Annotated in this window: 12 protein-coding genes; 4 read left to right on the plus strand and 8 right to left on the minus strand. The window is 67.3% G+C overall.

The features are described 5' to 3' along the window. Window positions 1-12: 12 nt before the first annotated feature. Window positions 13-2,034 (minus strand): TonB-dependent receptor, encoded by a 2,022-nt coding sequence (locus AC07N1_RS03230; protein WP_494670479.1) that lies wholly within the window; start codon window positions 2,032-2,034, stop codon window positions 13-15. A gap of 311 nt (window positions 2,035-2,345) precedes the next feature. Here AC07N1_RS03230 and AC07N1_RS03235 point away from each other — a divergent pair, with 311 nt between their 5' ends. Beyond that, on the plus strand, window positions 2,346-3,164 hold the full coding sequence (locus AC07N1_RS03235; protein WP_494670480.1) for an alpha/beta hydrolase: 819 nt from the start codon (window positions 2,346-2,348) through the stop codon (window positions 3,162-3,164). 172 nt (window positions 3,165-3,336) lie between these two features. Beyond that, window positions 3,337-4,245 carry a LysR family transcriptional regulator gene (locus AC07N1_RS03240; protein WP_494670481.1) on the plus strand — a complete coding sequence of 303 codons (909 nt, stop codon included), beginning with the start codon at window positions 3,337-3,339 and terminating at the stop codon, window positions 4,243-4,245. On the opposite strand, the gene AC07N1_RS03245 is transcribed toward AC07N1_RS03240, so the two are convergent. Continuing rightward, the gene (locus AC07N1_RS03245; RefSeq protein WP_494670482.1) at window positions 4,242-5,447 is read right to left on the minus strand and encodes an MFS transporter; all 1,206 of its coding nucleotides are present in this window, start codon (window positions 5,445-5,447) and stop codon (window positions 4,242-4,244) included. The two genes, AC07N1_RS03240 and AC07N1_RS03245, sit on opposite strands and share 4 nt — an antisense overlap. 225 nt (window positions 5,448-5,672) lie before the next feature. On the opposite strand from AC07N1_RS03245, the gene AC07N1_RS03250 reads away from it, so the two are divergent. After that, window positions 5,673-6,659, plus strand: a complete 987-nt coding sequence (locus AC07N1_RS03250) for a TIGR03571 family LLM class oxidoreductase (RefSeq protein ID WP_494670483.1) — start codon at window positions 5,673-5,675, stop codon at window positions 6,657-6,659. 44 nt (window positions 6,660-6,703) lie between these two features. Here AC07N1_RS03250 and AC07N1_RS03255 read toward each other — a convergent pair whose 3' ends face one another. Continuing rightward, entirely contained in the window at window positions 6,704-7,453 is a 750-nt protein-coding gene (locus AC07N1_RS03255) for a type 1 glutamine amidotransferase domain-containing protein (RefSeq protein ID WP_494670484.1), read from the minus strand. 98 nt (window positions 7,454-7,551) lie between these two features. Here AC07N1_RS03255 and AC07N1_RS03260 point away from each other — a divergent pair, with 98 nt between their 5' ends. Then, on the plus strand, window positions 7,552-8,469 hold the full coding sequence (locus AC07N1_RS03260) for a LysR family transcriptional regulator (protein ID WP_494670485.1): 918 nt from the start codon (window positions 7,552-7,554) through the stop codon (window positions 8,467-8,469). A 7-nt stretch (window positions 8,470-8,476) separates the two neighbouring features. Here AC07N1_RS03260 and AC07N1_RS03265 read toward each other — a convergent pair whose 3' ends face one another. The 5 genes from AC07N1_RS03265 to AC07N1_RS03285 form a co-directional block, all read right to left on the minus strand. Next, window positions 8,477-9,631 (minus strand): MFS transporter, encoded by a 1,155-nt coding sequence (locus tag AC07N1_RS03265; protein WP_494670486.1) that lies wholly within the window; start codon window positions 9,629-9,631, stop codon window positions 8,477-8,479. 192 nt (window positions 9,632-9,823) lie between these two features. Continuing rightward, window positions 9,824-10,273 carry a MerR family transcriptional regulator gene (locus AC07N1_RS03270; RefSeq protein ID WP_494670487.1) on the minus strand — a complete coding sequence of 150 codons (450 nt, stop codon included), beginning with the start codon at window positions 10,271-10,273 and terminating at the stop codon, window positions 9,824-9,826. A 2-nt stretch (window positions 10,274-10,275) separates the two neighbouring features. Continuing rightward, window positions 10,276-11,145, minus strand: coding sequence for an NAD(P)-dependent oxidoreductase (locus AC07N1_RS03275; protein WP_494670488.1), 870 nt, complete (start codon window positions 11,143-11,145; stop codon window positions 10,276-10,278). A 4-nt stretch (window positions 11,146-11,149) separates the two neighbouring features. Continuing rightward, window positions 11,150-11,773, minus strand: a complete 624-nt coding sequence (locus AC07N1_RS03280) for a glutathione S-transferase family protein (protein ID WP_494670489.1) — start codon at window positions 11,771-11,773, stop codon at window positions 11,150-11,152. Between the two features lie 4 nt (window positions 11,774-11,777). Continuing rightward, entirely contained in the window at window positions 11,778-12,725 is a 948-nt protein-coding gene (locus AC07N1_RS03285) for a VOC family protein (protein ID WP_494670490.1), read from the minus strand. Window positions 12,726-12,894 lie beyond the last annotated feature (169 nt).

A 12,894-nucleotide genomic window follows, 5' to 3' on the forward strand; every position in this document is an offset into this window, starting at 1 on the left:
GTTGGGGACAGCCTAGAACGTCGTCTTGACGCCCACCCGCAGCATCCTCGGCTCCATGGCGCGACTGTGGACATCCTCCACCCCTTCCGCTGGATCGCCGGGGAGGCGCGAGGCGTAGTAGTATTCGACGTCCTTCTTCTTCACGTCGAAGATGTTGAGCAGGTCGGCGGAGACCTCGTAGCCACCGGGTGTCCAAGCCGCGCGCAGGTTGGTCACGGTGGCGGATTTGGCGCGCTGGCTGTTGTCCTCGGTCAGGGCGTGCGGACCCATGTGGCGCACGCGAATGGCGGTGTTCCACTTGGGCCGGATCACCGAGACGCCCAGCTCGCCGGCGTTCTCCAGCGCGCCGGGGATGTATTCGGCGCCGGGGCTGTCCTTGAATCGGGCATAGCTGGCGGTCCAGACCGCGTCCACGGCCAGCCACGCCCGCGGCCGCCAGAAGGCCGTCAGCTCGTAGCCGTAGCGCTTGGAGGCGTTCGAGGGCTCCACCGAGCCGGCGTCGCCGACATAGATCAGCTCGCTGTCGACGCTCATCTTCCAGACATTGGCGGTGGCGACGACGCCGTAGCGTTCGAAGCGCGCGCCGATCTCGCTGCCCGTGCCGACCACCAGGCCCGGCGCGCGGTCGCTCGGCGCGGTCACCCCGCGCGCATCGTTGGAGTGAAAGCCCCGGCCCCAGTTGGCGTAGAGCGCCACGCCGTGAACCACCTCCAGATTGGCGCCCAGCTTGGGCGAGAACAGCTCCTGGTCGACCTTGCCGCTCCAGGCGCTGGCGCTGAGGGCGCGGGTCTTGAAGCTGTAGGCGTCGGCCCGGCCGCCCGCGAACAGGGCCAAGCGCTCGACGGGCCGCCAGGTCGCCTCGACATAGGCCGCGCCCGAGGCCTCATCGACGGCGAACACGCCGCGCTCGCCGATCCGCTGGCCAGCCTCGGTGTGATAGAGCCCGACCTGCGCGATGTCGTCGTAGCGACCTTCCACGCCGGTCGTCACAGTCAGGGTCCTGGACGGGCGGAACGTGCGCTCCAACCGGCCGCCATAGGTGGTCAGGGTCTCGGTCTGCTCCAGCTCGTCGCCGTGAACGGGGTCGTCCAGATAGAAGGTGAAGTTGGAAATCATGGCCCAGTCGTAGTGCTGGACATAGGCCGTGGCGCGCCAGTCGTCGCCGTCTAGCCGCGCGGTCAGGATCTGGCGGTTGGTGCGGCCGCGCAGGTTGGTGTCCAGCGCCCCGTAGGCGTCCTTGACGAAGGTCCCGATGGCCCGCTCGGGGATCTGCTCGGTCGGACTCCAGGTCGCGCGATAGCTGGAGAGACTGATGCGCAGGACACCGATCGACGTTGCCTTGGTGTACTTGCCAAACAGCGACACCGGCCGGAAGTGCTCGGGCAACGCCCAAGGGCCGTCATAGGTCTTGACCTCGCCGGCCAGCAGCAGATCGCCGCCGCCGACCTTGGCGCTGCCGCCGGCGGCCAGGCGCTTCCAGCCGAACGAGCCGGCCTCGGCCGCAGCGAACGGCGCCGCGAAGCGATCGACTGTGGTCACCTGCCCCGTGCCGACCAGGGTGAAATCGCCGGTGTCCGCGCGGTACGGGCCTTTGCGGTAGTCGATGCGTTTGACCAAGTCCGGGATCAGCCCGTTGACGTCTAGATAGCCCTGGCCGTGGCCGTGCGTGCGGAAGTTCAGCGGCACGTCGTCGATATAGAAGCCAAAATCGGTCCCGTGATCGAGGTTGAAGCCGCGCAGGAAGTACTGGTTGGCCTTGCCGCTGCCCGAGTGCTGGGTGGCTATCATGCCCGGCACCGCCTCGATCAGCTCGGCGGTCCGCAGGATCGGCCGAACCTCCAGGTCCGCCCCCGCCACCGCCCCTTCGCTGGCCGAGGTCGCCTTGCCGATCCGCTGTTCGGAGCGTCCGAAGACGACGACTTGGTCGACCTTGTTCTCGGCGGCCGGGTTCTCGAGCACGGGGCGCGGCCCCTTTTCGGCCAAGGCGCAGGTGGGAGCCAGGGCCAGAACGGCGGCGAGACATGTACGCTTCATCGACTTTGAAATTCCCATGGTCGCCTTGGGCGGCGGCGCATGTTTTCCTGCGTCGATCTCGCGCTGAAACGCTCGTGCGTTACGGTTCCCGTGCAGGTTACGGAACCTGAAAGACCAGGAACCATCCCTCGCCAGCCAGGAACCCAGCGCGACGAAACGCTCGGTCGAGGAGCCATGCGGAGCGACCATTCGAAGGTCCGATGGGTTCGATCGGCAATGACGATTTCCGCCGCCGCCCCCGCCTGAGCAGGTTCGCTTGCGAAAAGATGCGGCGTGGTTGAACGCGCCGCCCTCGGAGGCGACGCGAAACCATGAGCGCGACGGGCGACGTCCAGAAACTCGAGTACGAATTCCGATCGGCCGACGGGCGCCTGCTGCGGGGCGACCTTTATCGGCCGACTGCGGCAGGGCTCCTCCCCGCCCTCGTCGCCGTCCACGGGGGCGGCTGGTCCTCGCAATCGCGCGCCCAGCCTGCCCCGTGGGCGCGGTATCTCGCCGGTCAGGGCTTGGCTTGCTTCTGTGTGGACTATCGGCTGTCGACCGAAGGCGTGAGCTATCCGGGCAACCTTCAGGACGTTCAAGCCGGGATCGACTTCCTGCACGATCAAGGCGCGGCGATCGGCGTCGACCCCGAACGCATAGGCCTGCTGGGGACCTCTTCGGGCGCACATCTTTCCGCGCTGGCGACTTTGGCCTCTCCTGGGCACCGCCCCAAGACTCTCGTGCTGGTTTACGGCGTCTACGACATGGCCGATCAATGGCAAGAGAACCTGTGGCGAGGCTTGAAGCCGGGACAGGACCTGGTCGAGCGCACCTTGGGCGGTACGCCGTTCGACATCCCCCAAACCTATTTCGACGCCTCCCCTAGACGCCAGCTAACCTACGATCGAGCGCGAGGACTGAAGGTCATGCTCATCTGGGGCAGCGGACGCGACCTGGTGGTTCGCCCCTCTCAATCGGACAATTTCGCCCTGGCGCTGGAACAGGCTGGCGCGTTCGTACGGACCGAGGAAGTCCAAGGCGCCGGGCACTTCTGGTTTCCAGACGAGGCGATCGACGACCCCACTGGACGCACTCATGGGCTGGCGCCGCGCATCGTGCAGTTCTTGAAGCGACACTTGGCGGCCTAGCTCCGATAAGATGGCGTTAGGCCAGGTTTTGATCTCGCCTGCCCCCAAATACTGTCCAAACTTTTCCGCCAACCCGGCGCCGGATCGTGCACGCCCGGGGTGGCTCGCGCCGCTGGTGCGTCTAATTAGAGGATCCAACGCCTATCTAGGCGCCCAATGACAAGGTCAGCCGATGAGCGACAACCGCGCCTGGGAAATGAAGGTCTTTCTGCGGGTAGCCGCGACAGGCAGTTTTAGCGGCGCGGGTCGTGAACTGAACATGACTGCTTCCTCGACCGCCAAGCTGATCACGCGGATCGAGCAGCGTCTGGGCGTGCGCCTGATCGAGCGCTCGACCCGGGCCTTGCGCCTCACGCCGGACGGCGAGCTCTATCGTGACCGCGCCGATTCCCTGATGGGTGACCTCGACGCGCTCGACGCCGAGGTCGCGGGCGGCGCCCGCTCGCCTTCGGGCCAGATCCGCATCAACGTCTCGGCGCCGTTCGGCAAGCACTGCCTGCTGCCGATCCTGCCGGAGTTCTCGCGGGCCTTTCCGGACGTGCGGTTCGACCTGACCCTGACCGACGAAGTGGTCGATCTCTATGCCGCCCAGGCCGACATCGCCTTCCGGGCCGGTGCGCTCAACGACTCCAACCTCTCGGCCATCAAGTTGGGCGACGTTCGGCGCCGGATCGTTGGCTCACCGGCCTACTTCGCGGCCCACGGCGAGCCCAAGAGCGCCGCCGATCTCGAGGATCATCACTGCCTGGCGTTCAACTTCCGACGGGCGGCGACGGTCTGGCCGCTGCGCGCCGGCGGCAAGCTCACCGACCGCCAGGTCCATGGTCCCTACGCCGCCAACAACGGCGAGACCCTCCGCCACCTTGCCCTCCTCGGCCTTGGGCTCGGCCGGCTGGCCGAGTATCATGTGCGCGAGGATATTCGGGCGGGACGCCTCAGGACGGTTCTCGACGAGGCCGTGGTCGACACCGAGGCCTTCCACATCCTTTACATGGGAAGTCGGCGCGCACCCCAGCGAGTGCGCGCCTTCATAGACTTCGTAACGCCCCGTATGCGGGCGATGCTGTCGCAGACGCTCTAGCCTCCAACCGAGACCTGCGCGGCCTTGGGCGCCCTGGCGCGCCAGACGAGCCAGGCCAGGGGCAGCTGCACCAGAAGCGCCGCGGCGACGCCCGCCCACGGGGTTTGCGTCAGGCGCTGTTGGTCGACCAAGAAGCCGCCGGACTTCTCGCCGAGCGTGATGCCAAGGTTGAAGGCGGCGATGTTCAGGGCTGAGGCGAAGGCCACGCCCTGGGGGGCGTAGCGTTCGGCGGTAGCGAGCATGCCGGCCTGGAAACCGGGCGTCATGCCGAAAGCGACGACGCCCCAGACGAACAGCACCACCACCATCGCAGGCTTGGAAGGCATGGCGAAAGCTAGGGCCGCGAGTGTGAGCGCCAGGGCGACGAACATCAGACGCAGGGTCTTTTGCCAACCCAACGCGTCGGCGAGACGCCCGCCAGCAAGATTGCCCACCATGGTGGCGACACCAAAGACCACCAGCAGCAGACTGGCCGCGCCAGTCGTAAAGCCGGTGACGTCGACCAATATCGGCGTGACGAAGGTGAAGGCCGCGAAGCTGGCGCCAAAGCCCAGGATCGTCACCGACATCATCGCCCAGATCGGCGCTTGGCCGATCGCCGAAAGCTGATCGCGCAAGCTTGCCGCCTGGCTCGTTTCGACCTTAGGCAGCCACAGCGCAGTCGAGACCAGGGCCACGAAGGCCAGCGCGGTCACGACCAGGAACGGCAGGCGCCAGCCCATGGCGTTGCCCAGGAAGCTGCCCAGCGGCACACCGATCACCATGGCCAGGGTGAGCCCGGCGAACATCAGGGCGATGGCCTTGCTCGACTGCCCCTTGGGCGCGAGATCGGCGGCGACCGTGGCGCCGATCGCGAAGAAGCTGCCGTGGGCGAGCGCGGTCACCACCCGTCCGATCATCAAGGTGGCGTAGTTGGTGGAGGTCGCCGAGGCGAGATTTCCGGCCAGGAAGAGCGCGATGAGGGCGATGAGGACGGGCTTGCGCGAAAATCCGCCCAGTCCAAGCACAATCAAAGGGGTGCCGATCGCCAGGGCCAGGGCGTAGTAGCCCACCAGCCCTCCAGCCGCGGCGATAGATATTGAGAACTCTGCGGCGATCGCCGGCAGGATGCCAACGACCACGAACTCCGCCACGCCGATGGCGAAGGCGGTGACGGCGAGAATGAGCACCCCGGGATGGGGTCTTGTAGCGGCCTTTTGCACGGCGGAAGTCCTTCGATCAGGAGCGGTCGCGCTGGAACATGGCCGCAAGGCCGCCCCCTGATTAGCCGCTCGCCAGGACAAGGTCCTTGGCGCCAACAGAGGGCGTCGAGTGCGAACGCGGCGATCTTGTCGCTCGGTTCCAAGGTGTTGGGCCCCGCCAGGCGGTACCGGCTTGGGCGTCGATCTCTAGGTCTTGCGGCATCGTTCCAGACCAAGGAGACACCCGTGCGCGCCCCATCCGCTCTCGACCTGATCCGCAAACCCGGCGAACTCACGCTCGGCATCGAGCTTCCTCTCGACAACGACTGGTCCGCCCCAGGCGAAGCTCGCCGCCTCGCTGAGGGCCGGCCCGCAGGCGTGCCCAACCTTTCACGCCACGCCGATCTGGTCCGACAGGTCGATCAGGGCGGCTTCGCCGCCGTCTGGCTTCGTGACGTCCCAGTTCACGAGAGCCAGCACATGGTCGACGCGGGCTCGGTGTTCGACGTCTTCACCTATCTCGGCTTCCTGGCGGCCACGACCCGCAACGTCGCGCTCGGCACCGCCGCCGTAGTGCTGCCGATCCGCCATCCGATGATGATCGCCAAGGCCGCAGCCGCCGCCGACGTTCTTTCAGGGGGCCGGCTGATCCTTGGCGTGGCGTCGGGTGACCGCCCGATCGAGTATCCATTGCTAGGCCTGGATTTCGAGGCCCGTGGCCAGGCGTTTCGCGACGCCGTGGACTATCTGCGCACCGCTTGGACGGCGGGTGGTCTTCCGGTCGGCGAAGGCATGCGGGACCCAACGCTGGATCTCCTGCCGCGTCCGGTTCAATCGTCCATTCCCTTGGTGGTCGCAGGTCGCGCCCAGCAGACCGAAGACTGGCTCGAGGCGAACATGGATGGTCGCTTCGTCTATCCAGGTGGAATTGAGCGACTGGGCCAGCAGGCCTCGCGCTGGCGGGCGGCCAAGGGCCCGGGCGGCGCCTTCGTTAGCGCCTTCCATCTGGATCTCGCCGACGATCCCGACGAAGCGCCGACCCCGCACCGCTTCGGCTCGCGGTTGGGGCGCAACCATCTGATCGCCCACCTGGAGGCCGCGCGCGACGTTGGCGTCAATCACATGGCGCTTCTGCTGCGTCGGTCGGTCCGGCCGGTCACCGAGGTGCTCGAAGAACTGGCCAAGGACGTGGCGCCAAGACTGGCCACGTCGTCCGTGGCCAGCGCGGCCTAACCCCATGAGACGAGCCCGCCCTCCATGGAAGGCGGGCGCATGTTCTAACGGGCCTTCAGCACCAGATCGCGAACCGCTTCGCCCACGCCGCCGGCCGACTGCGGATTTTGGCCGGTGACGAGGCGTCCGTCGACGACGACCTTGGCCGTCCAGTCGGCGGCCGGTTGGTGGATCGCGCCCCTGGACGAGAGCGTGCTGGCCAGCAGGAAGGGCACGGTCTTGTCGAGACCCACCGCACGCTCCTCGGAGTCGGTGAAGGCGCTCACCCGCTTGCCCGCGACCAGATAGGCGCCGTCGCTCAGCTTGACGTTCACCAGGGCCGCTGGCCCATGGCAGACGGCGGCGACGACGCCGCCCTGTTCGTAGACGGCTTTGGTCACATCCTGCACGGCGCGGCTGTCGGCGAAGTCCCACATGGCGCCATGCCCGCCGGCGAAGAACACCGCCGAAAAGCGTCCAGGCTCGACCTCGGAGAGCTTGGCGGTGGCGCGCATGGCGGCGCGGAAGGTCGCGTTGCCCCAGTACTTGGCGTTGATGGGGTCTTCGAGCTCCAGGCCGTCGACGGGAGGCTCGCCGCCCTCGATCGACGCGAACTCGACCGGAATGCCGGCCGCTTCCAGGACGGCGAGCGGATGGGTGACCTCACCGAGATAGTAGCCGGTGGGCGGACCACCGGGCCCCTTCTCGCCGTGGCTGGTGACGACGATCAGGACCGGCTTGACCGTCGGCTGGACGGACTTCGGCTCGGAAGCGACGGCGGCGCCGAGGGCGGCCGCCAGGATCAATGCGCTCATGGAAGAACTCCTGTTGTGTTGGGAGCCTTCAAACTATTTCCTGCATCACAGGACAAAAACCCGCCGTTCGGCACATCTTCTTTGCTTTCAAGGCAACAATGGCGCGTCGCTTCGACCATCTCGCCGATCTCGAATTGCTACTGGCGGCAGTGGATCGCGGATCCTTCTCGGCTGCCGCCGTCGCCCTTGGAACGACGCCGTCGGTGGTGAGCCGAGCCGTGGCGCGGCTCGAAGTGCGCCTAGGCGTTCAGCTCATGCGACGTACGACACGCAGCCTTGGCCTGACCGAGGCCGGTCGCGCCTATGTCGATCATGCTCGTGCGGCGTTCGGCATCATCGAGGAGAGCGAGCGCGATCTAGCCGGCCAGGAGGGCTCTTTGACGGGCCAGGTGCGGATCAGCGTCAGCACGACCTATGGCCACTATCGTCTTCCCGATCTGCTGGCGCCGTTCGTCGCGCGCCACCCGAAGGTCAGGCTCGAGGTCGCGATCGCCAACCGCAATGTCGACCTGGTCGCCGAGGGTTTCGACCTGGCGATCCGTCTAGGCTCTCCGCCGGACAGTACGCTGCGCATTCAGAAACTGGAGGATGCGGCGGTGTGCATCGTCGCCTCGCCCGACTATGTCGCCCGCCATGGCGCGCCAGAACGGTTCGCGGATTTAGCGCAACACGTCGGTCTGGGCTTTGTCATGCCCAGCACAGGTCGGGTGGGAACCTGGCTGCTGCGCGAGGAAGGCGAGGATGTGGATTGGACGCCGCAAGGCGCCCTCACCGTCGCCGACGACGTCCTTGGAGTGGTGTCCTTGGCCGAGCGCGGGCTTGGTCTTTGCCAGACCTACGACTTCGTCGCCGCGCGCGCCCTAGCCGAAGGCAGGCTCGTCGAAATAGCTGTCGGCCTGCGCGGGCGCTCGCGCCCATTTTCCCTGCTGCACGTGCATCATCGTGGACTTTCGGCCTCGGCGCGGGCGCTGATCGACCACCTGCGTCTCGTCGCTCAAAGCCAGCGCCGACCGTAGACGCTGATCACACGAGCCGACGCTTGAGGACCATGATCAGGCTCGCCAGGCCGCCTAGTCCAGCCGCCGTCGCCATCGCCCAGGTCCAGCCAGCATACCAGTGGCGACCGATCAGAAGCCCCGCCAGCAGAGGCGCGACCATGTTGCAGCTGGCCATTAGCGCCTGATTGACGCCCATGATCGCCCCCTGGCTGGTGCGCTCCACAGTTAGAGACAACGCCGATGAGAGGGTCGGACGAACGAAGGCCGAGCCCATCGAGGCCAAGATCAGACAAGCGATCAACCAGGCGATATCCGGCGCCAGACCAAGGCCCAGATAGCCGACCGCCAGGCAGACGAAACTGGCGATCGCCAGGCGCCCTTCGCTAAGCCGCGCGCTCACCGGCTTCATGGCCAAGAGCTGCACGAAGATGTTGACGCCCCCGGCTAGGGCGAAGACCAGGCCGACCTCTCGCGGTCCGAAAGGCTGACCCTGCCAGGAAAAGCGCGCGTGAAGGAAAAGCGCCAGCTGGGACAGGAACATCGAGAAGGCCACGTAGAAGAGCGCCAGGAGCACGAGCATGGTCAGGGTCTCGGGCTTGGCCACCAGGCGCGCCAAAGGCGTGGCAGGGGCGCTAGCGCCGGTCCGCGCCGGCTCGCCCTTGGGCAGAAGGACCAGGATCGCCAAGATGCTGGTCGCCGAAAGCGCCGCCGCGCCCCAAATCGGCGCAGCAAGCGAAAGATGCGAAAGCCCTGAGGCCAGGGCCGGCCCAAGCATCATGCCCAGTCCAATGGCCGCCGAGATCACCCCCATGGCCTGCTTGCGCGTCGAGGCCGCGCTGCGATCGACAGCATAGGCGGCCGCGACCGACATGTTGCCGGCCGTCAGCCCATCGATCATGCGCGCCAGGAGCACCAGCGGATAGCTGCCGGCCAGGGCGAGCGTCACCAGGCCCGCCAGGGTGCCAGCCTGGCTGGCGAGCAGCACCGGCTTGCGTCCGAAACGATCCGAAAGCCGGCCAAGCCACGGCGAAGCGAAGACCTGGCACAAAAAGAACGCGCTGACCAAGGCGCCGACCATGAGGGGGGTGGCGCCATAGCGGCTGGCATAGAATGGCAGGAGCGGCAGGACGACGCCGGCGCTGGCCGCATCGATGGCCACCACCAGGAACAGCGGGGTCATCAAGCGCCAGTCGAGCTTGTCGCCGGCCTCGAGCGCCCCGCGCTGGGCGGGTTTCACCGGCGTCGATGTCATAGCTTGTGTCTTTCGAAGGGGTCGAGCGGCCAAGAAAGATCCGTTCCGGATCCTCCGGCGGCGAGAAAGACGCGATCGTCGATAGCGCCATCGTAGAGGCCGATAGTCGCCCTGCCCCGGTCAGCTCCCGCTGTAGGGCTCGCTGGGGGCGTCGAAGAAATTCAGGAAGGGTGGACTGTCGATCCCCGAGGCGCGCAGCCCGGCGATCGCTTGGTCGAGTTGGAGCAACTCAAGGGCCTTGCGACGACGAAAGCCGTCCAGCTGGTCGGCCAGAAGCGCTTCGAAGTCGCCTGGATCCTGCTGAAGAAAGGCTTCCACGTCGCGCAGCGAGGCGCCCAAGCGGCGCAGGGCCACGATCAGGGTGAGCTTCTGCACGTTCGCGGTGTCATAGATCCGCATCGCCCCGCGCCGAGCCGAGGTCAGCAACCCCGCCTCCTCGTAGAATCGCAAGGTCCGCAGCGAGACGTTGAAGCGTAGGCTGAGCGCTCGGATCGACGCGCCCTCAAGCGCCCGCCACGGGGTGCTGCGCAGGTGGGCGGTCAGGGCGGCGCGATGTTCGGCAGCGGCCATCCTCACGTCTGGCGCCGCAGGATCTCGAAGACCGCCGCCACGTCCAGACCCCCGAGATCGGCCTGACGCGCCTGGTCAAGATAGTCGCTGGCCTCGTCCAGCAGTCGTGTCGGGGTCCGGGCCTGAGCCGACAGGGCGGTCAACAGCCCGTAGAAGTCCTCCAATCGCCCGACCTTGGGCGCGTAGTCGCCGCCGGCCATCCAGGGACCGCGCATCGCCAAGGCGGCCGAGGCGGTCGGCCCGACCGAAAGCGCCTCGACGGCGCGGTCGGGCGCCACACCGAAACTCTCGGCGAAGGCCAGGGCTTCGGCCAGACCCAGCGTGTTGATCGCGATGATCATCAGGGCCGCCTGCTTGAGACCGCTGGCCGCCCCGACCGGTCCCACGTGAATAGTCCGCGAGGCCAGGATCGACAGCAGCTCACGCTGAGCCTCGAAGAGGGCCTCCTCGCCACCGACTAGGAACGTTCCACCATGGGCGCGCACCTGTGGCGCGGCGCCGCTGATTGGCGCGTCGAGATAGGCGCAGTCGCCTTCCCTGGCCAAGGCCTCGAGCCGCTGGGCGGCCGCTGGCGTCACCGACGTGACGTTGATCAGCACCTTGTTCAGCCCACGGCGCGCAGCGATCGCCTCGACGACCTCTTGAGCCGCCGCCTCGTTCGGCAAGGCCAGGATGATCGTCTCGCAGACGTCGGCCAACTCGGCGAGGCTTACGCTCGATCGTCCTCCCAAGCTCTCGAGCACACCGTCGGCGTGGCGTCGGAAACCCAGCACCTCCCGCCCACCGGCGACCAGGAGATGGGCGAAGGCCAGGCCGATATGGCCAAGCCCGACGAGGCCGATCGGTCCGGCCTCACGCACGTTCTGGGTCATGGGATCATCCTTGCGGCAGAGGCGCGCGGTAGTGTTCCAGCGCGGCGCGGACCTGGGGTTCGCAGAGTAGAGTCTGGGCCAGAGCCGAGAGCCCGCGGAGTTCCTCGACCGGCAGCCCATCGGCCTTGGCCCATTGGTGGAAGAGCAGCGCATAGAGCTGGACGGCCAGGCACGGCGTGCGCCCGTCCAGCCCGCGCTCGAGGATCTGCTCGTCGAGCCAGGAGAGCTCGCGCCAGTAGCGTTCGGTCCCCGCCGCCACCAAGGCGGCTTGGACCGCCTCGCCGCTGGCGAAGGCGGCCGGCCTGGCGACCTGGCGGCGCACGATGTGCAGGCACGAGGCGAACCAAGCCAAGGCCGAGACCGCCTGGACACGATCGATCGGGTCGCGAGGCAGGAAGCCGACCTGGGGCGCCAAGGCGTCTAGGCGATAGAGGATGGCGACCGTCTCGGTGATCACCTCGCCCCGGTGCTCGAGGACCGGAACCTTTCCCTGCGGGCTGATCCCGCGAAGCGCCGTGCGAGGACCGGCGAGATCCACGGGCACGGCCTCGTAGGGCAGGCCACTGAATTCCATGGCCGCCAGGGCGGCCAAGGAGCAGGTGTGCGGCGCGAAGAAGAGACGGGTCATCGGCTTACGGCCGCACGCAGGCGCGGAACTTCTCCGGCGGCTCGTCGCCCCACTGGGTGATCATCCCCTCGCGCGCGTCCCAATGGTTGGTCGGCGCCGTCGCGTTCAGGCGATCGGTGTCGGCCCAATGCTCGTGGGCGTAGCCGTGCGGATCGGACCAGTAGTCGAAGACCTGGCTGCCCAGGAGATGGCGGCCCACGCCCCAATAGTGCTCGTAGCGACCAAGCTCGGCCAGCATGTGATGGTCATGCAGAACCGCGTCGACGTCCTGGGATTCGAACGAGATGTGATGCAGCCCCGGCGTGGGGCTGGCGATGATGAACACCGAATGGTGGTCGACGTAGTTGTCGCCATCATCGACGCGGATGAAGGCGCCGATCAGGGCTTTGGCGGGCCCGGCGGTGACCTCGTCCGAGGAGATGGTCCCCAGGGTGGCGTGGAACCAGTCGATGGTCTCGCGGACCTTGGGCGTGCCCAGGACGACGTGGGCCAAGCGGCGAACGGGGGTGGGCTTGCCGCGCGGTAGGCGCAAGAGCTCGCCGGCCCGCGCGAGCGGGGCGTTGGCGGTGTTCATGGCTTGACGCGGGAAGGCGATGGGCTCGACTGGCGCGACGCCCCAGACGAGATCGACGTCGTAGCCGTTGGGCTCCTTGATCCGCACGCGCTCGCCGCCGCCGGGACCGTCGATCGGCTCGATGCTCGAGCCCGTGGCGGCGGCCAGGGTCTCCAGGTCGGCGCGGCTCTTGGCGTGGAAGGCGAAACCCAGGAAGTGGGTCGGCCCCTGTTCGGTCACGTAGCAATAGGGCGATGCGAAGGTGCCCCGATAGTAGCGACGCCCTTCGCCGCGTTCGGCGGGGATCAGGCCGAAGTCGGTCAGGAATCCTTCGGCGACGTCGAGGTCGGGGACCTGCAGACGGCAATAGGCGAGCTCGGAAGCCTTGACGATGGACACAGGTCGCTCCTCCCCGCTGAAACGGGTTTGTTGACCGCGCCCCTTGTTCGGGCGCGGCTTCGAAGCCGTGACGCTAGAGCTCGCTCCTCCCCCCGAAAAATCGCATCTGCCGATCCCTCGCATAGGCCCAGGCCATGGCGAGACCCCGCCAAAAGCTCGGTCAACCTAT

It is taken from the genome of Caulobacter sp. GW821-FHT09B11 (assembly GCF_059418205.1).